General features: G+C 66.6%; 17 protein-coding genes. 2 read left to right on the plus strand and 15 right to left on the minus strand.

Annotation, left to right across the window (positions count from 1 at the left end; translation table 11 throughout):
- Positions 1 to 20 precede the first annotated feature (20 nt).
- Together PX554_RS11205 and PX554_RS11210 are read left to right on the plus strand one after the other, a co-directional pair.
- The gene (locus PX554_RS11205; RefSeq protein ID WP_275501732.1) at positions 21 to 1,469 is read left to right on the plus strand and encodes an AMP nucleosidase; all 1,449 of its coding nucleotides are present in this window, start codon (positions 21 to 23) and stop codon (positions 1,467 to 1,469) included.
- Between the two features lie 62 nt (positions 1,470 to 1,531).
- Positions 1,532 to 1,885 carry a hypothetical protein gene (locus PX554_RS11210; RefSeq protein ID WP_275501735.1) on the plus strand — a complete coding sequence of 118 codons (354 nt, stop codon included), beginning with the start codon at positions 1,532 to 1,534 and terminating at the stop codon, positions 1,883 to 1,885.
- 62 nt (positions 1,886 to 1,947) lie between these two features.
- Here PX554_RS11210 and PX554_RS11215 read toward each other — a convergent pair whose 3' ends face one another.
- The 15 genes from PX554_RS11215 to PX554_RS11285 form a co-directional block, all read right to left on the minus strand.
- On the minus strand, positions 1,948 to 2,337 hold the full coding sequence (locus PX554_RS11215; RefSeq protein WP_093219913.1) for a response regulator: 390 nt from the start codon (positions 2,335 to 2,337) through the stop codon (positions 1,948 to 1,950).
- Positions 2,338 to 2,401: 64 nt separating this feature from the next.
- The gene (locus PX554_RS11220) at positions 2,402 to 4,876 is read right to left on the minus strand and encodes an ATP-binding protein (RefSeq protein WP_275501739.1); all 2,475 of its coding nucleotides are present in this window, start codon (positions 4,874 to 4,876) and stop codon (positions 2,402 to 2,404) included.
- A 70-nt stretch (positions 4,877 to 4,946) separates the two neighbouring features.
- Positions 4,947 to 6,356: an EAL domain-containing protein gene (locus PX554_RS11225; protein ID WP_275501741.1), complete on the minus strand. Its 1,410-nt coding sequence runs from the start codon at positions 6,354 to 6,356 to the stop codon at positions 4,947 to 4,949.
- 499 nt (positions 6,357 to 6,855) lie between these two features.
- On the minus strand, positions 6,856 to 8,022 hold the full coding sequence (gene argE, locus PX554_RS11230; RefSeq protein ID WP_275501742.1) for an acetylornithine deacetylase: 1,167 nt from the start codon (positions 8,020 to 8,022) through the stop codon (positions 6,856 to 6,858).
- A gap of 49 nt (positions 8,023 to 8,071) precedes the next feature.
- Positions 8,072 to 9,553 carry an efflux transporter outer membrane subunit gene (locus PX554_RS11235; protein WP_275501744.1) on the minus strand — a complete coding sequence of 494 codons (1,482 nt, stop codon included), beginning with the start codon at positions 9,551 to 9,553 and terminating at the stop codon, positions 8,072 to 8,074.
- Positions 9,550 to 11,148, minus strand: coding sequence for a DHA2 family efflux MFS transporter permease subunit (locus PX554_RS11240; RefSeq protein ID WP_275501745.1), 1,599 nt, complete (start codon positions 11,146 to 11,148; stop codon positions 9,550 to 9,552). Before PX554_RS11240 ends, PX554_RS11235 begins: the two co-directional genes overlap by 4 nt.
- A gap of 2 nt (positions 11,149 to 11,150) precedes the next feature.
- Positions 11,151 to 12,311, minus strand: coding sequence for an HlyD family secretion protein (locus PX554_RS11245; protein WP_275501747.1), 1,161 nt, complete (start codon positions 12,309 to 12,311; stop codon positions 11,151 to 11,153).
- Positions 12,308 to 12,541 (minus strand): hypothetical protein, encoded by a 234-nt coding sequence (locus tag PX554_RS11250; RefSeq protein ID WP_275501749.1) that lies wholly within the window; start codon positions 12,539 to 12,541, stop codon positions 12,308 to 12,310. The genes PX554_RS11245 and PX554_RS11250 overlap by 4 nt, the downstream gene beginning before the upstream one ends.
- Positions 12,542 to 12,638: 97 nt before the next feature.
- A complete protein-coding gene (locus tag PX554_RS11255; RefSeq protein WP_338061585.1) occupies positions 12,639 to 14,099 on the minus strand; it encodes an NAD(P)-binding protein in 1,461 nt (486 codons plus the stop codon).
- 41 nt (positions 14,100 to 14,140) lie between these two features.
- Positions 14,141 to 18,400 (minus strand): translocation/assembly module TamB domain-containing protein, encoded by a 4,260-nt coding sequence (locus tag PX554_RS11260; protein WP_275501751.1) that lies wholly within the window; start codon positions 18,398 to 18,400, stop codon positions 14,141 to 14,143.
- Complete coding sequence (locus tag PX554_RS11265) at positions 18,400 to 20,523, minus strand: autotransporter assembly complex protein TamA (protein ID WP_275501753.1); 2,124 nt, start codon at positions 20,521 to 20,523, stop codon at positions 18,400 to 18,402. Before PX554_RS11265 ends, PX554_RS11260 begins: the two co-directional genes overlap by 1 nt.
- Before the next feature lie 177 nt (positions 20,524 to 20,700).
- On the minus strand, positions 20,701 to 21,180 hold the full coding sequence (locus PX554_RS11270) for a hypothetical protein (RefSeq protein ID WP_275501755.1): 480 nt from the start codon (positions 21,178 to 21,180) through the stop codon (positions 20,701 to 20,703).
- Positions 21,177 to 21,530 (minus strand): hypothetical protein, encoded by a 354-nt coding sequence (locus PX554_RS11275; RefSeq protein WP_275501757.1) that lies wholly within the window; start codon positions 21,528 to 21,530, stop codon positions 21,177 to 21,179. The genes PX554_RS11270 and PX554_RS11275 overlap by 4 nt, the downstream gene beginning before the upstream one ends.
- Positions 21,527 to 21,862: a phage holin family protein gene (locus tag PX554_RS11280; RefSeq protein ID WP_275501759.1), complete on the minus strand. Its 336-nt coding sequence runs from the start codon at positions 21,860 to 21,862 to the stop codon at positions 21,527 to 21,529. The genes PX554_RS11275 and PX554_RS11280 overlap by 4 nt, the downstream gene beginning before the upstream one ends.
- A 26-nt stretch (positions 21,863 to 21,888) precedes the next feature.
- Complete coding sequence (locus PX554_RS11285) at positions 21,889 to 22,383, minus strand: hypothetical protein (RefSeq protein ID WP_275501762.1); 495 nt, start codon at positions 22,381 to 22,383, stop codon at positions 21,889 to 21,891.
- Between the last annotated feature and the right edge of the window lie 91 nt (positions 22,384 to 22,474).

The raw sequence follows: 22,474 nt of genomic DNA on the forward strand, positions 1-22,474 counted from the left end.
TGCTGTTCTAGCCCCGGTGGATGACGACAGCACCCACCCCCGCCGCGAAAATCGTTGCCGAACTGGAGCGGCTCTATGCCGCTTCGGTGGCGCGGCTCCAGGCGGCGCTGAACGCATATCTTGAAACGGGCGCGGTGCCCGATCCCGCGAGCCGCCGCGATGGCAGCTTCGCCTATCCCGAGATCCACGTCCGTTATGACGGCGGCGCGACGACGGTGCCGCCCCGATCGTTCGGGCGGCTGGTATCGGCCGGGGAATATCGCATCAGCGTCACCAAACCGGCGATGTTCGCGGCATATCTGACCGAGCAGCTCACCCTGCTGATCGAGGATTATGACGTCTCGGTCGAGGCGGTCGCGGGGCGGCAGGAGATTCCGTTCCCGTATGTTCTAGATGCGGGCTATGCGCTGCGGCTCGACACCGTCTCCACCGCCGAGCTGGCGCGCTACTTCCCGGCGACCGAGCTCGCCCATATTGGTGACGAGATCGCGGACGGGCTGTACGCCATTCCGGACGACATCCGCCCGCTCGCGCTGTTCGACGGCCTGCGCACCGACTTCTCGCTCGCACGGCTGCGACATTACACCGGAACGCCGCCCGAGCATGTTCAGCGTTTCGTGCTGTTCACCAACTATCACCGCTATGTCGATGAATTCATTCGTTGGGCATTCGGCCAGCTTGGCGAAGGGTCGCGCTTCATCGCGGTTTCCGGCGCGGGCGGGGTGATGCTGCGCGCCGGCGATGACGTCGAGGCGTTCATGGCCGATACCAGCGCGTGGCGGCGGCACCAGATGCCAGCCTATCACCTGATGGCCGCCGACGGCACCGGCATAACCCTGGTCAACATCGGCGTCGGCCCGGCCAACGCCAAGACCATTTGCGACCATCTCGCCGTGCTGCGCCCGGAAGCCTGGCTGATGATCGGCCATTGCGGCGGCCTGCGGCCGAGCCAGCGGATTGGCGACTATGTGCTCGCCCACGCCTATCTGCGCGACGACCATGTTCTCGACGATGTGCTGCCACCCGAAATTCCGGTACCCGCGATCGCCGAGGTACAGCTCGCGATGGCCCGCGCGGCCGAAACGATTTCGGGCCAGTCGGGCGAGGAACTCAAACGCCGGCTCCGCACCGGCACGATCGTCACCACCGACGACCGCAATTGGGAACTGCGCTATTCGAAATCCGCCCTGCGCTTCTCGCTCAGTCGCGCGGTTGGCATCGACATGGAGAGCGCGACGATCGCCGCGCAAGGCTATCGCTTCCGCGTGCCCTATGGGACGCTGCTGTGCGTCTCGGACAAGCCGCTCCATGGCGAGTTGAAGCTGCCCGGCCAAGCGAACCGCTTCTACGAGCGCGCGATCGCCGAGCACCTCAAGATCGGCATCGAGGCGTGCGAGGAACTGCGCCGCGAGGGCGCTAAACTGCATTCGCGCAAGCTGCGCGCGTTCAACGAGCCGCCGTTCCGCTGAGCCGCAGGGAAACTCGCGGCCATCCGTGCGTTACGGGGGCTCAACGATTGCAGGACAGAGCGATGGCCGACGACACCACCAAGCCAGCAACCACCACCAAGACGACGGCGCGCAAGCCGGCGGCAGCCAAGGCGGCAGGGACGAAGCCAGCATCGACGAAACCCGCGGCGGCGAAGAAGACTGCCCCCAAGCCCGCCCGCGCCAAGGCTCCGGCCAAGCCTAAAGCGTCGGCGGCCAAGAAGGCCACCGCGAAGACCGGCTGGTCCGCCGCCGCCATCGCGGGCGGCGCGGCGGCTGCGGTGGCAGCCGCTGGCGCGGCGGTGTTCGCGCTGCGCAAGCCCAAGGTGGTCGAGGATGCAATCGACAAGGTCGAACAAGCCGTCGGCTTGGCCGAACCGACGACCGACGAAGCATAATCGGAGCGTCGCGCTGGCGGATGGGCGAGTTCGGCTCGCCGTTCGCCAGCGCGTGAAGGCGCTCAGCCGATCATGCCGTCGCCCGCGCCCTTGGCAAGCATCCGCCCGATCGCGTCAAACAGCGAATCCATCGCGACCGGCTTGAACAACACCTCGTCCGCGCCAGCGGCAAGGCACCGTTGACGCAGGTCGATCGCGGTGTCGGCGGTGAGCACGATCACAGGTAGGTCAGCCTTCGCGTCCTTTCGTCCGCGAATATGGCCAAGCGCGGTGAGGCCGTCCATGCCGGGCATCCGCAGGTCGAGCAGGACGATGTTGAAGTCATCTTCGTCGATCAAAGCCAGCCCGATCTCGGCGGACTCGGCGCCGATCATCGTGGCGCCCGCAACGTCGAGCATGTCGTTGACGACCCGCCGGTTCATCGGATCGTCTTCGACAAACAAGATCCTCATGGCCGGGGGCCGGCGACAGGATGGGAAAAGGACCGTCCACACTTCATAACAGGCTCACTACCGATCATGCCGCCCGCGTTACAAGCCCCCTTGCGGGCCGATTACGCTCACTTTGGCCGTATATCAGTTCGGTCAACCGCGCACCCGAAATTGGTTTGGCCACGAGCTGATCGATCACGGTATCTTCGGTTCGCCTATAAACCTGCACATTCGAGTCAGACCATAACAAAGTGGTCCGGGCGCCTACCGACACAGCGGCCCGTCCAATCTCCCGAAGTGCGGCATTCACATCCTGAGTGGCCTTGACCGTGGCGTCGTCAATCAACACCTGTGCAATGCCCCCTAAGGCGAGCCGCCCGGCTGCTTCCTCCGCGCTGGCCGCGAACGACACATCGCTGGCGTGCGGCGCCAGCACGGTGCGCAGCATCGCGCGCGTGATCGGGTTGCGATCGACGATCAGCAGGCCATTCGATCCCGGCTCGGCGGCACAGTCCGCCACCGCGACGCGAACCAGCGGCAGGTCGACCGTAAAGATCGACCCCTGCCCCTCAAGGCTCTCGGCCGAGACATCACCGCCCATCGCGCGCGCGAGATTGCGGCAGATCGAAAGCCCCAGCCCGGTGCCGCCGAAGCGGCGGGTCGTACCAGAGTCGACCTGTCGAAATGACTCGAAGATCAGGCCCAATTTATCGGCAGGAATGCCGATGCCGTTGTCAGCCACCGCGATCCGCACCCGCTCGCCAGCGTCTTGCGCGACGGTGGCGACGGTGAGCCGAATCGTGCCTGCGTCGGTGAATTTGATGGCGTTGGACAGCAGATTGAACACGATCTGCCGAAGCCGTGCCGCGTCTCCCTCGATACCGCGTGGCGCATTATCGAGGTTCAGGGCGAAACTCAGCCCCTTGTCGCGCGCCTGCGCCTGCCACAGCCGGCAAACATCGCGCAGCATCTCCTTGAGATCGAACGGCGCCTGCTCGATCGAGAGGTTGCCGGTCTCGATCTTCGCCACGTCGAGTATATCGTCGACCAGAGCGCGCATCGTCACGCCCGCGGAATGGACGATGCCGATTCGGTCGCGCAGCGCGCTTTCAAGTCTCGCATCGGCCAGCATCACCTGAGTCATGCCGAGGATACCGTTGAGCGGCGTGCGGATCTCATGGCTGGTGGTCGCGAGGAACTCGGTCTTGGCGGCGAGAGCCTTCGCGAGCGCGACGTTGCTCGCGGCGAGATCGACGTTGGCGGCCCGCACCTCGTTACGGCTCCGGCGGATCACGATCAGACTGGTCGCCAGCAGCGCGACGATGATGATGGCCACGATCGCGGCGCCCGCGAAGATCATCCGCTGCGTCTCGGCGCGACTGCGTTCGAAGGCATTCGTGCGCGCGAGGTCATCGTTGCGCAGCTTGGCGATGCGCAGTTCCTGATTGGCGAAATCGAACCGCGCGGCCGCGAGCGCCGTGTTGGTCGATGCGGCGAGCTTGGAGGTCTGGTCGTCCAGTTTCTTGAGCGCCTCGAGATGCGAAAGCGCCTGCTTCTCGTCACCTACGCGTTTGAAGGCTTGGTAGGCGGTCTCGTGCGCTTCACGGTCAGACAAAGTGGGGTGAGACGCATCCACCTGACCCAATGCGTGCGTGATGAGTGCCACCGAACGCTCCGCGTCCTCGCGCCGCAACGCGGACTGTGCCGCCAGCACCCAGAATTGGCCGGTCTCGGAAGCAGCCTCAGCGTGCCGGCGGTAAGCCAGCCCTTGGCTGATAGTACGGTCCGCCGCGTCGAGCTTTCCGGCGCGAAGCTCGCTGCGCGCGATATTGCTCAGTACGCGAGCTTCCAACGCCGGGCTGCGCATCGTCCTGGCGAGCGCAAAGGCCTCGCGAAACTGTTGCTCGGCCTGAGCGAATCGGCCGAGTTCCTTCAGGGCCATGCCGCGATTGTTGAATATCGAAAGCGACAATTGCGGATCGGCGCTGTATACGCCACGTGCCTGATCGGAATAGCGCAAGGCGTTCTGGTAGTCACCTGCCTCTTGGTACAACAGCGCAATGCTGAGCAGCGCGACTGCGCGGCTGCGCGTCTCGCCGAGGTCTCGAAAAAGGTTGTGAGCCTGCTGGTAATCGGCGAGCGCCGCAGCGACCTGAGCGGTGGCGGTGTGAAGCCCTCCCCTCGACAGCAGAATGTCACCGGTCAGCTTGGTCACGGGCCCCGCTGACGCCGTGGCGAACGCCTGGTCGATCAGCGGGCGGGCATGCACGACATCACCGAGCCGAAGATAGGCCTCTCCTTGGAGCCACTGCGCGGTGGCGACGCCGGTCGGGCGGCGGCTTCCGGGCAGCGCATTCGCGGCCTGTTGAGCAGCCTTGGCCTTGTCGATCGCCTGCGCCGGATTGACCAGCATCGCCGCCTTCGCGTCCGCCACGAGGCCGTCAAACTGATCGCCGACGCTGGCTGCCTGCGCCGTGCCCGGGTGCAGAAGCAATCCGCACCACAGTATAATCGCGCAGAGGAGGCGCTTAGCCCCGCGATTGAGGATGGCGATGCTCATCGTGCCGCCCTAGCCGATCATCGTTAATATGCCGCTAAATGCTCATTCCGCAGCCTGCAGAACCGCGTGCTCACCCGGTGCGCCAGAAGCTCGCCGGGCGCTTGAACATCGCTTCGCGGAGATCGCCGCCGAGTTGAAGGTTGTCATCGCGCAGGAACTGACGGAACGCCTCGATCGAGACGGGACGGCTAATGAGATATCCCTGCACCATGTCGCAGCCCATCACCGAAAGGAGGGCAAGCGCGGCCTGCGTCTCCACTCCTTCGGCGGTGACTTCCATCTCCAGCGCGTGCGCGAGATCGATCGTCGACCGCACGATAAGCGGATCGCGGTTGCTGCTGGTGAGTTGCAGGATGAACATCTTGTCGATCTTCAACTCCCGCGCCGGTAGCTGCTTGAGATAGGCCAGCGAAGAAAGCCCCGCTCCGTAATCGTCGATCGCGATAGTGATGCCGACGTCGTCGAATCGGCACAAATTGGCGATGGCGCTCTGCGGATCGCGGATCACCGCCGTCTCGGTGATCTCGAAGCCGATCCGAACGCCGGCTGCGCCGACCTTGCGACAGGCTTCGGCGACGAACTCGGCATCGCCAAGCAACTGGCCCGAGATGTTGATAAAGATGGTCAGGTCGCGGCCATCGCCACACAGCGTCTTTTGATCGGCGATCACCTGATCGAGCGTCCAAAGCGTCAGCGCGCTGATCTGGCGGGCTTCTTCCGCGATGGTGATGAAATCGCCCGGCAGGATCAAGCCACGGCGCGGGTGTTGCCAACGGATCAGCGCCTCCGCGCTCGATATCGCCTGACGCCGAACATGCACCTTGGGCTGGTATTGCAGGAACATCTCGCCATTGGCGATCGCCGCCGGCAATTCGCGAACCAGCGAGAGCCGATCAAATGCGGGGGTGCCGGCGGAGAGATCGCGAACGATCGGGCGAAGCTCGATACGCGCCTGTTCGAGCGCACCTTCGGCTTCCTCTACGAGCCGGACATCCTCGGTGCTGCCGGCCGGTGCCGCTGCGGCGGCGAGCACGATATCGACGCGGTGCAGCTCACCATCAAGGTCGAACGGTGTGTCGAACGCGGCGCTCAGTGCTTCCACCGTGGCCTCAATGGCCGCAAGATCGATCGCGCCGAGCTCGAGCTCCGCGATAGTCCGCCCGGCTCCGACCGAACGGATGCCAGGGACGCAATCTGACGCGCGACCGATGAGATCGAAAATCAGCCGATCGGCGCGGGGCCGGCCGAGGTGGCGGCGCAATCCGGCGAAGTTGGTGATCTCGGCCAGCACGATCATCTGCCACGGCAATGTCGCGGCCGGGATGTCCTCCCGTTTGCTACTCGGGCGCTGGTAGCTGCCGCCCGCGGCGTCCCCGGTCGCCGAGCCGAATGAGCGCGCCTCGCCGCGTTCGGAGAGCAAGCCGCCACGCGGAACGGGCGAGGCGCCGAAGACGTGCTGGATCTGGAGAGCTCGCGCCATGCGCGCAAACCTACGCCCGAGCCTTGAAGGAACCGTTAAGTACCACTCCCAACATATGGGAAAGCGCCGGAAACCAAATTGTGAAATGCTTAATTTTTCGTTAAGCATAACCCGGCCCAACTGGGCACAAATGGGAGAAAGCAATGCTGCGTTTCATTCTCGCGCTCGTCTACGGCGCAGGTATCCGTCCTTGGTAAATTTCTGACCCGGCCCGGCGAAACCCCGAAAAATTCCTGCATTCGGAATAGCTTAGGATTTCGCCGGGGCGGACTTGCAGTCGCCTGGCAGCGTCATTGACATGGGTCGATACGCGCAAGTCAGCTATATTTTCGCTTACCAGAGCTCTGGCGCCCGTGTGGCCCTGCGCTCGCAAGTCCATCAAATCGGCCAACCGAGGCCATGCTGCGCATCGAGATCGTGTCTCATTTCGGGAAACTTGAAACGGACCACCGGGCGGCACAGCCGCTCGATTGCTCGCTAAAATCAGGTATCCCCGACCTTATCTAAGCGCCTCGTCGAGCCGGGCCATGAACGCCACGCCGCGCTCGAATTGCGCAACCTCCAGATACTCGTCCGGCTGGTGTGCCTGCTCAATCGAGCCAGGACCGCATATGATGGTCGAAAAGCCGGCCTCCTGAAACTGGCCCGCCTCGGCCGCATAGGAAACCGCGCGCGGCGCGCCATTGTCACCCGCGAGGCGCCGCGCGAGCGCTTCGGCAGGACTGTCGGGCTGGAGCGCGAAGGATGGCGTCAACGAACGCCGCGTGACCACCACCCCGGCATCGGGGAAACGCGCACGCATCGCCACATCCTCAGCCGCGCACAGCGCCTCGAACGGCACGATGATCGCCTTGGGGTCGTGGCCTGCGGGCGTGCGAAGATCGAACATGAACACGCATTCGCGCGCAAGGATGTTCACGGCAGTGCCGCCGTTGATCATGCCGATCGTCAGCGTGGCATGCGGTGGATGATAGGGCGAGTGCGGATCGGCGGCGCGCTCGAGATCCGCCGCGATTTCGCCGAGCGCGTGCATCAGCTTCACCGCGACCATGTTTGCCGACAGGCCGAGATGGGTCAGGCTCGAATGCGCCTCGTGCCCACGCACCGTCACGATCCAGCTCGCGATGCCCTTATGGCCGCTCACCACCTCCATGTTCGTCGGCTCGCCAACGATCACCGCGAGCGGCGGCGGCAGATCGCGTACCAAGGCGCGGATCATCGACGGCGCACCAAGGCACCCCACCTCCTCGTCATAGGACAATGCGAGGTGCAGCGGCCGCGCGACGCTGCCGCGCGCCACCTCCGGCACGATCGCCAGCGCGAGCGCGATAAAGCCCTTCATGTCGCACGTGCCGCGCCCGTACAGCCGGTCTCCGCGCCGCGTCAGCGTGAACGGGTCGCTGGCCCAGTCCTGCCCGTCGACGGGAACGACATCGGTATGTCCCGACAGCACCACCCCGCCCTCGACCGCCGGACCGATCGTCGCATAGAGGTTGGCCTTGCGCCCATCGTCGTTGGCGACACGGTGCGATGCGACGCCATGTTCCCACAGGAAATTCTCGACATAGCCGATCAAGGCGAGGTTCGAATCGCGCGATGTCGTGTCGAACCCGATCAGCCGATCGAGGTGCGTGAGCGCGGCGGCGGCGATATGCGACGTGTCCATCGCGGTATCTTACCGGCTGTTCCGGGGAGGTCAAAACTCCGCCCGAGCGCTACGGCGCCGTCGGGGCCCCCTCATCCCAGCCGCCGCCAATCGCCTTGAACAACGACGCGGTATCCTCGCGCAATTGCATGTCGCTGGCGGCGAGTTGCTCGCGCGCCGAGGCGACCCGGATTTGCGCGTTGAGTAATTCGTCCTGCGCGACGAAGCCGGTGCGATAGCGCGCCTCGACCGAACGCGCGCTACGCTCCTCATCCTTGACCGCGCGCTTCAGCGCCGCGTTGCGGCGTCGTTCCGCGTCGATGCGGGCGAGCGGATCTTCGACGTCGCGCAGCGCGCCGAGCACGGTCGCCTTATACTGCGCATATGCCTCCTCGGCCTGCGCCCTGCGAATCGCGACAGTCGCCTTGCGGCGCCCCCAATCGAGCAGCGGAAAATTGACGCCGCCGGTCACGCTCGCCTGCAAACTGTCGCTGCTGAACAGATTTCCGAGCGATGTGGAAAGCAGCTCGCCCAGTCCGGTCAACTGGAATTTGGGGTATAGATCGGCGACTGCGACGCCGATATCGGCGGTCGCGGCGGCCAGATTGCGTTCGGCGGCGCGAATGTCCGGACGTCGGCGCAACAGATCGGACGGCAGCCCGGCCGGCACATCAGGCAAGCCCAGCACCGCGCCAGGCGCCGCGCTCAGCTCGGCGTCGAGCGTTTCGGGCGCCTCACCGATCAGAATGCCGAGCGCGTGAATCCGTGTGCGCACATCCGCCTTGAGCGGTTCGAACCGCGCCTCGAGCGTGGTCAGCGAACCACGCTGCCGGGTCACGTCGCTCTGGGGAACGAGGCCCGCGCGCGCGACATGGCCGGCGATCGCCAGTGCGCGCTTCTCGCGCGCGATCTCGTCCGTGACGATCGCGATCTGGGTCTGGTCCAGCCGCAGCGAAAAATAGGCCTGCGCCACTTCGGCGGCAAGCGTTACGGCCGCGTCACGCTGATTCCACACCGCTTGCTCGGTGCGGGCGACGGCGCCCTCGACCTGACGGCGACCGCCCCCGAACAAATCAATCTCCCAGCTCGCATCGAAGCCCGCAGCATAGGTGGTGATGCCGGTGCCGGGGAGCGCGATCCCGTTGTTCGAACCGCTGCCGCCAGACGAACCGCCCGAAAACAACTGAGCGATCTGCGAAATGCCGCTGTTCTTGCTCAACTCGATATGGCTGGCGTTCGCGGTGGCATCGACCGTCGGCCGTCCCACGCCACGCGCAGCCACTTCCGAGAGACGCGCCTGCTGGACGCGCGCGGCCGCGATGGCGATGTTCGGGCTGCCCTTCAGCGCGCGTTCCACCAATCCGTCGAGTTGCGGATCACCGAACGCGCTCCACCAGCGGGCCGGGTCCACCGCCGCGCCAGGCAGCTTCGCCTGCGCTTCGCCGAAGCTGGCGGGCACCGGCATATCGGGAGCATGATAATTCGGACCGACCGTACAGCCGCCCGCAAGTAGCGCCGCCGTCAAAGCGGTCAGCGTGGATTTCCGGATCAATGCGCCATTCCTCCGCCGCCACCGGTCTTGCTGGGGCGCATCAAGAACACCGCTGGCGAGACCACCAGCACGATAACCATCAGCGATCGAAACACGTCGAGGAAGCCAAGCATCGCCGCCTGCCGCTGGACCTGACTGTACAGCAGTGCGAGCGGGGTGGTCGTGTCGCCCACGCTGCCGACGGCGCTCTGCGCCTTGGCGAGCCAATCGGTATAGTTGAAGTCGAGCGGATTGAGCGTCTGCACCAATTCGCTCTGATGGCGCTGCATCGCGTTCGCCAACATCGACTGCGAACTCGCGATCCCGATCGTCCCGCCCAGATTGCGCGCGACGTTGAGAAGACTCGATGCTTGCGCCGTCTTGTTCTGCGGCAGCCCGGTGTAAGCGACCGCGCTCAAGGGCACGAACAGGAACGGCAGGAACATCGATTGATACAGCCGCGCCATCGCCGCGTCGAAGAAGCTGATGTCGGCGGTGAGGTGCGACATGTTCCATAGCGCGAAGGCTTGCCCGAGGATCGCCGGGAACAACAGGAAACGGACATCGACGACACCGCTCAGCCGCCCGGCGAACGGCACCATCACCAATGTCATGAACCCGCCTGCGGTCAGCGCCAGCCCCGCGTCGAACGACGTGTAGCCGATCACCTGCTGGAGCATCTGCGGGATCAATTGGGTCGTGCTGAACAGGATCATGCCAGTCAGCCCCATCACCAGCAGCGTTGCCGCGAAGTTGCGGTTGCGCATCAGCTTCACGTCGACGACCGGATCGTCGTGCTGGCTTTCCCACAGGATCAGCCCGATCAGCGATATGGCGGAGATGGCCGCGGTTGCGACGATGAAGCCGCTCGAGAACCAGTCCTCGCGCTCGCCGCGATCGAGCGTGATCTCGAGGAAGCCGAGCCCCAGTGCGACCAGCAGTACGCCGATATAGTCGATGCGGATGCCGCGCTTGAGCAGCTTCTCGCGGTCCTTCACGATCGTCTCCGGCTCATCGACGAAGATATTGACCGCGATGAGCGAGAGTATGCCAATCGGAACGTTGATGAGGAACACCCAATGCCAGGACCAAGTCTCGGTGATGTAGCCGCCGATGGTAGGGCCGAGCACCGGCCCCACCACGACGACGATGGCAAAAGCCGCGAACGCCATGCCGCGTTGCGCGGGTGGAAAGGTATCGGCGAGCATCGACTGCTCGACCGGCGCCAGCCCGCCGCCGCCGATCCCCTGAAACACGCGCGCGATGATCAGCGTCGACAGGTTCGGCGCGAGGCCGCACATGAGCGACGAGATCGTGAACAGCGCGATCGAGATCATGAAATAGCGTTTGCGGCCGATCACGTCCGACAGCCATCCGCTGATCGGGATGACGACCGCATTGGCGACGAGGTAGCTGGTGAGCACCCAGGTCGCCTGATCGCTCGAAATCGACAGGCCACCCGCGATGTGATCGAGCGAGACGTTGGCGATCGAGGTGTCGAGCACCTCCATGAACGTGGGCACGCTGATGAGCGCCACGATCAGCCACGGGCTATACGGACCCGCCGCCGAACGGGTCGGATCCCAGCCGTCCTTGCGCGGGGCGGCGCTCGCCACGCTCAGCGCACCTTGACGGTGGGAACGACCGACATGCCGGGGCCGATCGGATACTTGCGCGGATCCGGCGCGTCCTTGCCGCCACGGTCGAATTCGATCCGCACCGGCACGCGCTGCACGACCTTGACGTAATTGCCAGTGGCGTTCTGCGGCGGCAACAGCGCGAACGCCTGCCCGGCGCCGCGCTGGACCGAATCGACATGGCCGTGAAACTTGATGTCCGGATAGGCATCGACCTTGATCTCGACCGGCTGGCCGATCTTCATGTCGCGGAGCTGCGTTTCCTTGAAGTTCGCGGTGACCCAGACATGATCGGGAACGATCGCCATCAACTGCGTGCCCGGCCCGACATAGGAGCCGACGTTGACCTGGCGGTTGACCACCTGCCCCGCCACGGGCGCGGTCAGCCGGAGATATCCGATCGTGACATTGGCCTGCTTGACCTGGGCCTGACGCGCGCCGATCACCGCCTCGGACGCGGCGACCTGCCGCCTCGCGACCTCCACCTGCGCTTGCGCGCTGGTGATTTCGCGGCGGGCGGCATCGGCGGCGGCGGCGGCCGACCGCGCAGCGGCACGCGCCGCGTCAAGCTGTTGCCCAGCGATCGCCTGTGGGTCAATCCGCTGCAGCGCTTCATAGCGGGCGAGATCCTGCGCGGCCTTTTGGGCATCGGCGAGTGGACCCCGCGCCTGCTCCTCGGCCTTGGCGGCAGCGGCCTGTGCGGCGACGACCTGCGCGCGCGATTGCTCGGCCTGTGCCTGCGCCTGGCTGACGTTCGCCTGCGCTTCCGCGAGCGACGCCTCGGGCCCGTTGGGCTGGATCACCGCGAGGAGCCGCCCCGGCGTGACGTGGCGATTGTCGAGATCGGCGACCTGGATCAGCGTGCCGGCGACGTTCGGCGCAATCCTCACGATATGGGCATCGACGAAGGCGTCGTCGGTCGATTCATACTGCCGCGCGTCGAGGAAGTAGAAGGTGCCGACGATCGCGAACACCGCCGCCAGGCCGATGACGCCGAACCAGAACAAGGGGCTTTTGAGCAGAGACGGCTTCTGCGGTTTCTCCTCGCCGCTGGCCGCCTGTTCCGCCGCCCCATCCGCGCGGCGATGCTCGTCGCCCTCATCGTCTCCGGTGCCGGAGTGCGGGGCCTGATCTTCGGTCATGCGGTCTCCTGACATTCGGCGCGCGGCCGGTCGAACGTCGCGTCCGTGCGGATTTGATGTACGGGGAATCCGGTGAAAGCGTCGCTACGGCGCGGAGCGTTCTTGCGGCGGTCCCGGTGCACCGGCGATGCCATCGCCGCGCACGCCGAGATCACGTGCGGACGCGCGCCGGCAAGGCTGCGCTCGACCGACCCACGAATCGCCATATTGGAAAACCGCCCCTGAACCATCACCCCCCGCCCTAACCGTTCGACCGAACGCGGCAACGCTTTTGTGCAGTGCGGTAGGCTCGTGAACGCCTTTGCGCCGTCCGGGTTCCCGCCCAACTCATGACGCACCCCCGTTCCGGTTCGAGAATTCCAGCTCGCGACCCAGGCGGCCAAAGCGTAGCCCGAGCAGATCCGCCACATAATTCTGTCGCACGCGCCATGGCCGCCGATGCCCCTGCTTCGGCAGTTTGTCAGCGGCACGCATGATGTAACCCGAGCTGAAATCGACGAACGGCAGCGGCGAGACGGCCCCTCCGAGCCGTGGCGTGACCTGGCGCATACCACGCCGCCGCATCGCGTTGAGCACGCGACAGATATAGCCGCTGGCGAGATCGGCGCGCAGCGTCCATGACGCGTTGGTGTAACCGAATACCAGCGCGAGGTTCGGTACATCGCTGAACATCAGCCCCTTGTAGCTGTAGCATTTGGCGAGATCGACGGTTTCGCCGTCCACCGACAGGGCGACTCCGCCGAGCAGCAGGATTTCGAGTCCAGTCGCGGTGACGATAATGTCGGCCGGCAGTTCGTCGCCCGATTCGAGCGCCACGCCGGTCTGCGTCACGCGCACCAGCCGCCCGGTGACCACCGCCGCCGCGCCCGCCTTGATAGCCTCGAAGAGATCGCCGTCGGGTATGAGGCACATGCGCTGGTCCCACGGATCGTAGCGCGGGGTGAAATGCGTGGCGACATCATAGCCCGGTCCGAGCCGCGCTTGCGCCATTGCCGCGATCTTCGTGCGCGTGGCGGCGGGGCGCCAGCGCGCCAAACGATAGAACGCCATCTGCACCAGGACGCTGCGCGCGCGGATAACGCGGTGCGCGAGTTTGGCCGGCAGCCATGCGCGCATGCGTCGCGCGAAGCCGTCCTCCGAGGGCAGCGAGACGACATAGCTCGGCGAACGCTGGAGCATCGTCACGCGCGCGCCAGCACGTGCCAGCGCGGGGACCAGCGTCACCGCAGTCGCGCCGCTGCCGAGCACCACGACGCGGTTGCCCGCGACGTCGAGATCTTCCGGCCAGAATTGCGGATGGACGATCCGTCCCGCGAATGCGTGCGCCCCGGGGAGGTCCGGCGTGTGGCCGCGCGCGTAATCATAATAGCCGCTGCATGCGAGGAAGAAGCCGCACGTGAACGCGCGCGCGCCTTCGGGCGTGTCGACCTCGATCGTCCAGAGTGCCTCCGCGCTCGACCACGCGGCGCTGCGGATTCGATGGCCGTACCGGATGTACCGGTCGATCCCGAAGGCGCGCGCCGTGTCGCGGATATAGTCGCGGATCGAGGCGCCATCGGCGATGGCTTTGGCCCCCGTCCACGGCCGAAAACCGTAGCCGAGCGTGAACATGTCCGAATCCGAGCGGATGCCCGGATAGCGGAACAGATCCCACGTTCCGCCGATCGCGTCGCGCGCTTCCAAGATAACGTAGGAATGGTCCGCACATGCCGTCTGCAAGTGATAGCCCGCGCCAATCCCGGACAACCCCGCGCCCATCACCACCACGTCGAAATGTTCTATCGCCACGCCGGTCTCCCCGTGGGTGGCGATAGGTCATCGCGCGTCCATCAGAAATCCCTCTTGTAGCGCACGCTCACGTTCGAGCTGCCAAAGGTGCCCGCCTGCGACAGCGCGCTCAATCCCTTGGCGAGCGCGATCTCCAACTGCGTCGCGGTGAAGCCGCGCGCGTCGGTGATGATCTCCACATAGATGTTCTTGGTGATATACTTGCCCGCCGCGAGGCTGGTGCCCTGCCCGGTCGCCTTGTCGCCGCCAACGATGCGCAGCCGGTCGAACCCGGTCGCCGAGCGAAGCTTGCCGAGCGGATTGAGTCCGCCGCCCCCGCCCCGCAGTGAGTTGAGCGCCGCCGCCAACTGGATCGCCTCGGTCGCCGACAGATCGGTGACGGAGGTACCGAACAGTAACCGGCTGAGCACTTCGTCTTGCGGCAGCGTCGGCGTCGAGGTGAAGGTGATCTGCGGATGCTGGCCGGTGCCGCCGATCGCGATGATCGCCGAAACGGTATCGACCGTCGTCGTCGCGCTGATGTCGAGAGTCGGGTCGGACAGCGCGCCACCGTTGAAGCGCACGATGCCGTGATCGATATCGAAGCGCTTGCCCGAGAAGGTGTAGGTGCCGCGCACGATCTCAGCCTTGCCGACGATCTTGGGATTGGCCGAGCTTCCGCTGACACGCATGTCCGCCGACCATTCGGATTCGAGCCCCATGCCGCTGACGAAAAGCTGATCGGGCGCGCGGACGCGGATATCGAGCTGGAACAACCCGACTGGCGGGGCGGCGGGGGGCGCCTGCTCCGCGGCGGCGGCCTTCACCAGATCGCTCTTGCGCCGGATCCCGGTCAGTTCGAGCACCTCGGCCTGCCCCTGCGTGACGATCTCATAGCGCGCGTTGGGGATGCGGATGTCGCCGGTGATCCGGCCGCCGTCCGCCTTGCTGTTGGTGATCTTGAGCGTGCCGCTCGCGGTCGCGCCAAGCGCATCGCTCTTGGCGAGCTGCGCCTTGTTGAGCGTCGCCTGGATGTTGATCGGGAAACCCGAATCCGCCGCAAAACCGACCGAGCCTTGCGCCTGCACCGTGCCGTCGCCAGCCTTGGCGCTCATCTGCGTGATATCGAGCCGATCGTTGGTGAACCGCCCGGCGATCTTCATGTTGGTCAGCCGCGTGCCATACGTATCATTGTCGTAGGTGAGATTGTCGGCACGGATCAGGCCGTTGAGCTGCGGCGCCGAGACGCGGCCGGAGAAGTCCGCCGCGACAGCGATCGGCCCGCTCAACTGCTGGTCGGCGAGGCCGGCCAGCGAAAACAGCACCGCCGACGGGCCATTGTAGCGGATTCCGCCGGCAAGCGGCGCCGACATCAGCCGGCTGGTCCAGCTTCCCGAAGCGGAACCGAGCGGCCGCAGCGTCGCGACCATCCGGCCCACGGTGGTGCCGCCGCGCGTGACGATCGCGCGCGCGTCGCCTCCGTCGGGCAAGAGCTTGCCGACGAACACGATCCCGACCGGCTCGGAGACGGTGGCGAGGCTCGCGCGCGTGAAATTGGCGATGGAGAGGCGCGCGGTCGCCTGCGGGAAGCTCGCCCCCGAAGGCTGACTGAAGTCCACGCCCCCGGTCGCCGTGCCGCCGAGGCCGAGGTTCGGCACCAGCGCGTTGACCATCGTCAGGTCCATGCGGTCGAGCCGGGCCTGTACGGTCATACCCTTGCCGTAGCTGCCGGCGATCCGCGCCGATCCGCCGCTCGCCCCACCGAAATCGATCCGCGTCGGCTGGAGCGTGTAACTGCCGCCGTCGATCGCGATCCGCGCCGGGTTGGCGGTCTTGAAGTCGATTCCGTTCGCCTGGCCTTGTAGCGCCGCCAGCCACAGCTTGGGGCTAAGCTTGGCGTTCGCCGCGAGCCGGAACGGCACCCCGCTCGACCCATTGGCGAGCAACTGCGCGGTGCCGGCACCGCCAGCGTAGTTCACCTTGGCGCGCGCGGCGGTGATGACGGCGGCATCATAGCGCAGGTTGCCGATCTGCGCGTCGGCAATGACCTGCGGCGCCTTGGGGTACAGGATCGCCTGCGCCTTGATGATCGCCCGGCCGATCGTGAACGCGGTCTGGCCGGGGATCTTGGCGTTGGTGGCCGTCGCGGCGATGTCGGCGCGTTGGACCGCGCCTTGGGCGCCGAGCACCGCCGCGCCGGCGATGCCCGATCCGGCGAACTGTACGCGGCCGGCGAACGGCCCCGCGCGCATCTGTTGGACCTTGCCGCTCGCGACCACGCCCGCGAACTGGATACGGCGGATATCGACCGTCAACGCCGGGGCGGTCGCGGCGACCACGTCGGCGGTGAACGGGCCGTAATTGGTGCCGCCCTTGGCGACGATCGCGTAGGCGGAGCCGGTGCCGCGCACCTGCGCTTCGAGGTTGACGAGACCGACGCCGACACCTGGACGCGGCGCGCGCAGCAGCACGACCGGCTTGGCGATCGTGCCGGTCACGCGCGCGAACAGCGGGCCGTATTGCTTCGAATAGGCATCGGCGTTGACGGCGAGCGGCCCGGCCGGATCGTAGCGCCCCTCGCCGCGCGTCACCGAGAAATCGGGCGCGGCGAGCCTGAGGTTGCGGAAGGTAATGATCCCGGTCGGATCATAGCCGACGTCGGCCTTCACGATCGCGTTGCCGCCGAGGAAGTTGCGCGCGCCTTCGTTGAAGATCTGCGACGTGCGCGCGACGACATGGCCGGTGATGCCGAAGCCGCCCTTAGGCGCGGTCACCAGCTTGGCGTTTGTGGCGAGGCTGACGATGCCGAAGCCCTCGACCCGGTAGTTGTTGACCTTGCCGTTGAGCGCGCCGCGATACATGCCGGTCGAAAGATCGGCCACGACCAGCGCGGCCGCATCGATCTTGGACGAACGGATGCGCAGATTGTCCGATAGCACCTTGTCGCCCGATATCGCGAAGCTGCCGTTGATCGCGACGTTCTGGAGCAGACCGCCCGCCGCCGCGTTCAGCCCGACCACACGCGAAGCGCGCGCATTGACCGGGATCATGATGTGCTTGGCATCGACGGTCGCCAGCCCGGACGCATAGACGTTGTCGACGCGGATCGCGCCGAAGCCGATCTGCGCGCCCTGCACGACGTAATTGACCGTAGGCGTCGCGAACGGCCCGTCGAGCACCACGCTCGCCGCCACGTCGCGGCCGTTGAGGTTGGGCGCGATCGCGCCCGGCGTCAGCAATTTGGCATCGACCTTGAACTGGCCGAACTTGCTCGCGGCGAGATCGAGCCGCCCCTGCCCGGCCAGCGCGAGCGCGTCCGAGCGCAGCGTCAGCCTGGTATCGACGACGCGCTTGTTCATCACCGCGTCGAGCGCGATGTCGAGTTGCGGCGCGGTCAGCCGAGCGACCGGGTTGACCGGGGTCGCCTTGTCCTTGGGCGCGCCGCCCGGATACAGGCCGGGGTGCGCATTGCCGCGCAGCTTGAACGTACCGTCATTGGCGGTGAGGGTGAGGTCGGCGAGCGACGCGCCGCCGAGCGTGCCGGCGACCTTGCCATTCCACGCTTTCCAGCTTCCCTTGCCGCCGATCGTCAGGTCGAGCGGCGCGGCCAGCTTGCCGATCGTCGCGACCACGCCGCCGGCGGGCGCGTCGAGCTTCGCGTCGATGTCGAGCTTGTTGTCGTCGGGCACCGCGTCGAGCTTCACCGCGAGCCGGTCGCCGCCGGCGATGCCGCGCCCGGCCAGCGCCACGACGTTCGCGCTCACTTGCGCGCGCCGGTCAGCGATATGCGCGAGACCATCGACCGCGATGATATGCGCCTGCCCCGTGACGAGTTTGCGCATCACGAACCGGTCGATCTTGAGCCGGCCGACATCGATGTCGAGGCTCGGCAGCGTCGGCGCGTTGGGGTCCACCGGCGTCGGCTTCAACACCGGCATGCGGGTCATGGTGATGAGACGCGCGGTGGCGCTCTTCACGTCGGCGTGATTGTTGACGAACGCGAACGGCCGCCAATCGACCGCGATGGCGGGCGAGGTCAGGAACACGCCCTGCTGATCGCGCACGCGCACGTCGCGCAGCACCATCGCGCCGTAGATCGAGCCGTCGATCCGCCCCACCGTCACGTTCAAGCCGGAGGCGAGCGTGTAGCCACCGATCGTGTTGGCGAGGAAGCGGCGCCCCGGCTGGGTGTTGATGCCGAACACCAGAGCGACCGCGAGCAAGGCCAGCGCGACGAGGGCGATGCCCACCCATTTGAGCACGCGCTGCCACAGCGGCGCGCGCACGATGACGACCTGCTCGGAGGGGGCTTCGCTCGCCATCAGAACGCCTGCCCGATCGAAATGTAGAGTGCGATCAAACCGTCGCCCTTGCGCTTGTTGATCGGCGTCGCGACGTCCAGACGCAGCGGCCCGAAATTGGTGTAGAAGCGTCCGCCAATGCCCGCGCCGAAGCGCAGATCCTGCCCCTTGGGCAACACGCTTTCATAGCTGTTGCCGCCGTCGAAAAACGGCACGATGCCGAAATTGCCGAACCGGTAACGCGCCTCCAGCGAGAATTCGTTGAGGCTGCGCCCGCCGACCGGATCGCCCTTGGGATCGAACGGCCCGAGCCGCTGATAGCCATAGCCGCGCACCGATCCGCCCCCGCCGCCATAATAGCGCCGCGACGGCGCGAGATCGTCACGCGCGATGCCCGCGATCGACCCGGCCCGCACGCGGCCGGCCAGCACGATGCTGTCGCTCACCGGATAATAGCCGCTCACCTCGGCGATCGAGCGGACATAGGGGCTCGCCTTGCCCTGAACCGACGTCTCCGGACTGAGGCTGATCTTGGCGCGATAGCCACGCGTCGGGTTGAGCAGGCTGTCGGTGGTATCCCACTGCGCCTGGCCAGGCAGCGCGGCGATGAAATAGGTCCGCCGCACGTTGCCGGGCTTACCGAAATCATACACGCTTTCGTTGGTGCCGGTCAGTTCGACCCCGAGCGCCCAAGTGAACTTCTTCTGCCAGATCGGCGTAGAATCATACGACATGCGCGCGAACACCGTGCCGGTGAAGGCGTTGTACGCATCATAGTTCGAATGATCGGCGGTGATGCCCGCGCTGAACGTGCGGTCGCGCTTGCCGGCGTTCGCCCGTTTGAAGGTCGCGCCCGCGCCCTGCTCCTGCGAGCCGCCGGTCACGTTGAGGATCAGCGCGCCTTCGGGCGGGAACAGATTGCGGTTCGTGAAGCTGCCTTCGAGCTTGAAGCCCTCGCCCGTCGAATAACCGCCGCTCACCGACAGCGAGCGCTTCGGACCGGCGACCTGCCGCACGAGCAGATCGACCTGTTCGGTGCCGTCCGGCCCCGGCTTGCCGGTCCGCACCGGCTCGACCGAGGCGGTGGAGAACAGTCCGGTCGCGATCAGCGCCTGGCGCAGATCATCGACCTTGCGGCTGTCGTAGATCTGCCCCGGCTTGAAGCGCGCCAGCACGCCGACATGATGCGCGTCGAACGCGAGTCTGCCGGTGGTCGTATAGCCGCCGAACGAGGCGCGCGGCCCGGTATCGAGCGGAAGCGTATAGTCGCCGGTCGTGGTCAGTTCATCGAGCAGGATGTCGCGCTGGCCGACCTTGACGAAGGGATAGCCGTTCTGCGGCAGCACGGTCGCGATATTGGCTTCGGCGCCCTGCACGCGGCCAGCCTCGATCGGATCGCCGGTCTTGAGCGCGAGCGCATTGGCGATCAGGTCCGGCGGGACGGTGGGCTGCGCATCGACCTTGACCGTACCGAGATGATAGAGCTTGCCGGGCGTGGCGTTGATGCGCGCACGCACCCGGCCGGGTTCGTTCGGCACCGTCTCGATCGTGCCGACGGCGGTGCCATCATAATAGCCCGCCGCGCGCATGACGCGCCCGGCGAGTTCCTCATCCTCATGCGCGCGCGCTGAAACGACCGCGGCGTTCTCGGCCTTGCCCTTGCTCTTGAGCACCCAATGCGCCTTGAATTCGTCTTCGAGGCCGACCGCATCGAGCCCGGTAACGACCGCTTCGTAGCGAATCTCGGGGGTCTTCTCCGCCTTGTCCGCCACGGTGACGAGCGGGGTCGCATCGAAGCTGGCGAGTGGCGGCAGCGGCTGATCGAGGTCCGCCGGGGCGGGAACCGCGGTCGCGGGCGTCGCTGCAGGCGGGGTCGTACCGGGCGTGATGGCTGGCGACGGCGTCACGGGCGGCACCGCCGTTGCCGGAGCCGTTGCTTGGGCCGCCGCCGGGGGCGGCGTGCCGACCGGCTCGAGCGTCATCGGTTCGAGCGGCGCGTTGATATCGCTGCTCAGTGGCGGGAGCGCCTTGTCGAACTCGGCGTCGGGCACGATCGGCTGCTCGGCCGCACGCTCATCAGCCTGAGCGACCGGCGCGGCCGGGGCGGGCTGCCCGGACGGAACCTGTTGCGGTGCGGCGCCCATCACCGCAATCGCCAACCAACTCGTCGAGAAACCCGGTGCAATCAAACGGTTCTGCCCCCATTTCGAAGCAGACCGTTACGGTTCCACCCCATTGACCGGCCAACGCGCCGAACGGGAATTGGTTTCACGCCGAGATTGGTGCGACGCGGCGAAAGGGCGCTTCGCCGCGCGCGCGGCTTATTCCTTGGCGGCAGTGGCGCTCTTGGTCGCCGCCGATACCCCGGCCGTCGCAAGCGCGGTGAGCACGCTCAGGACGAGCTTGCCCGCCGTGTCGCTCGCCGCCGCCCGGCTGAGCCCGATGCCGGCGAGTTCCGCCTTGCCCGCATCTTTCGCCGCCTCGACCGCGCCGCGGGCGGTGTCGGTCAGCTTGCGACCGACCGGCTTGAGCAGCTTGGTCTCGCTCTCGCCGCGCGGGATGAGCGCACCGGCGAGCACGCCGAGTGCGACACCGCCGACCAGCACCGACAGCGGATTTGCCTCGATGCCCTCGGCGGTCTTGCGCGCGGCCTCCCGCGCGGCCTCGCTCGCCGTCAGCAGCGCGTTGTTCGCGGATTCCTTGGCGGTATCCAGAGTCGCCTCGATGGTGTCGCGGATGGTCGCTTTCGCCGGCGTGGCGTCCGACACTTCCGCGGTCAGCGCGTCATCGGTCTGGGTCATTGCGGCTTTCCTTTCGCGCCCTCGCGGGCAGTGTGAGTGATAGAATGCTTGGCCCCGCCCGCCGTATCCCCGCCTGCCGTGTCCTTACCGCGCCGCCGAAACAGCGCCAGCACCGGCCGGCGCGCGATCAGCAGACCGGCGACCGCGAGCGTACCGGCGACGATGCCGGGGTTGCGCCGCGCCACCGCCGCCGCCGCCTCGGCCTGCTCGCGCAAGCCTTCGGCGGCGTTCCTGGCGACCGTGCGCGGATCGACACGCTCGCGCAGGGCGGCCGCCGATGTCTCCAGCCGCGCGCGCGCGATCCGCGCCCGCTCCTCCGCAGCCGCTACCGGATCGACCGTGCCGCTCATCGTACCTTGCCTTTCGCGCTGACGATCGACACCGCGATCCACACCAGCACTCCCGCGACCAGCAGCGTGGCGCCGACCGTGATGACCGTCGCCCAGACCGGCCCGAGCGCCTGCGCGATGCTCAGGATGACACCGACCAGCAGCGCGATCAGCGCGGCGTGCGCGAGGATCAGCGCGGCGAAACCCAGGATCGCGGCGGCGCGATATTCGGCCACCGCCTTGCGCAGGCGGGCGCGATACACGTCGATCTCGGCGAGCGCGAACGCCTTGGCGTCCTCGATCAGCCGCGAGATCAGCGTGCCGATGCCGTCATCGGTGGTATCGTCGGCCATGCTTCCCCCGGAACCGTGATCGCCGATCAGGCCTGATCGACCGTGTCGGGCGTCAGGCCCGAGGCGACCAGCCGCGCCAGCACGAAGCCGATCGCCGCCGCCGTGCCGATCGCGACCGCCGGGCTCTTCTGGACGAACCCGCGCGCGTCCTCGATCAGATCTTCGAGCTGCTTCGCCTTGAGCTGCTCGGAGAAGCCGCCGAGCGTCTCGGCCGCGCTGCGCGCATATTGGCCGTATTGCGGGCCGATCTTCTCATCGACGGTGTCGGCCGCGTCGGAGATCATCTTGGTCAGCTCGTCGAGCGCGCCGCCCGCCCGCGCCTTGCCGTCTTCGGCGAAGGTGCGCGCCCGGTCGGTGGCTTCCTTGGCGAGCTTCGCCGCGCCGTCCTTGAGCGTCTGCGTCACGTTCGGCGTTTCCGCCTCGCCGGACGCGTTCGCGGTCGACTCGCCGTCCGCCGGCGTGTCGATCGGCGCGTCGTTCAACACGTTCGGGGTCGGTTCGTTTACGGTCTCATCGGCCATGACATGCCCTTTCCAAATCCATTGCGGCCTCAACCGGCGGGGCAAGGCGCGGTTCCATACGGCAACGAATTGCCGCCCGTGGCGATTGCCG

This window comes from Sphingomonas pollutisoli, assembly GCF_029167165.1.
GTDB lineage: Bacteria > Pseudomonadota > Alphaproteobacteria > Sphingomonadales > Sphingomonadaceae > Sphingomonas > Sphingomonas pollutisoli.

Bases quoted from the DNA above. Each gene is read 5' to 3' on its own strand.
- PX554_RS11205 (WP_275501732.1), top strand. From the start codon at position 21: ATGACGACAGCACCCACCCCCGCCGCGAAAATCGTTGCCGAACTGGAG.
- PX554_RS11210 (WP_275501735.1), top strand. From the start codon at position 1,532: ATGGCCGACGACACCACCAAGCCAGCAACCACCACCAAGACGACGGCG.
- PX554_RS11215 (WP_093219913.1), bottom strand. From the start codon at position 2,337: ATGAGGATCTTGTTTGTCGAAGACGATCCGATGAACCGGCGGGTCGTC.
- PX554_RS11220 (WP_275501739.1), bottom strand. From the start codon at position 4,876: ATGAGCATCGCCATCCTCAATCGCGGGGCTAAGCGCCTCCTCTGCGCG.
- PX554_RS11225 (WP_275501741.1), bottom strand. From the start codon at position 6,356: ATGGCGCGAGCTCTCCAGATCCAGCACGTCTTCGGCGCCTCGCCCGTT.
- argE (WP_275501742.1), bottom strand. From the start codon at position 8,022: ATGGACACGTCGCATATCGCCGCCGCCGCGCTCACGCACCTCGATCGG.
- PX554_RS11245 (WP_275501747.1), bottom strand. From the start codon at position 12,311: ATGACCGAAGATCAGGCCCCGCACTCCGGCACCGGAGACGATGAGGGC.
- PX554_RS11250 (WP_275501749.1), bottom strand. From the start codon at position 12,541: ATGGTTCAGGGGCGGTTTTCCAATATGGCGATTCGTGGGTCGGTCGAG.
- PX554_RS11260 (WP_275501751.1), bottom strand. From the start codon at position 18,400: ATGGCGAGCGAAGCCCCCTCCGAGCAGGTCGTCATCGTGCGCGCGCCG.
- PX554_RS11265 (WP_275501753.1), bottom strand. From the start codon at position 20,523: ATGGGCGCCGCACCGCAACAGGTTCCGTCCGGGCAGCCCGCCCCGGCC.
- PX554_RS11270 (WP_275501755.1), bottom strand. From the start codon at position 21,180: ATGACCCAGACCGATGACGCGCTGACCGCGGAAGTGTCGGACGCCACG.
- PX554_RS11275 (WP_275501757.1), bottom strand. From the start codon at position 21,530: ATGAGCGGCACGGTCGATCCGGTAGCGGCTGCGGAGGAGCGGGCGCGG.
- PX554_RS11280 (WP_275501759.1), bottom strand. From the start codon at position 21,862: ATGGCCGACGATACCACCGATGACGGCATCGGCACGCTGATCTCGCGG.
- PX554_RS11285 (WP_275501762.1), bottom strand. From the start codon at position 22,383: ATGGCCGATGAGACCGTAAACGAACCGACCCCGAACGTGTTGAACGAC.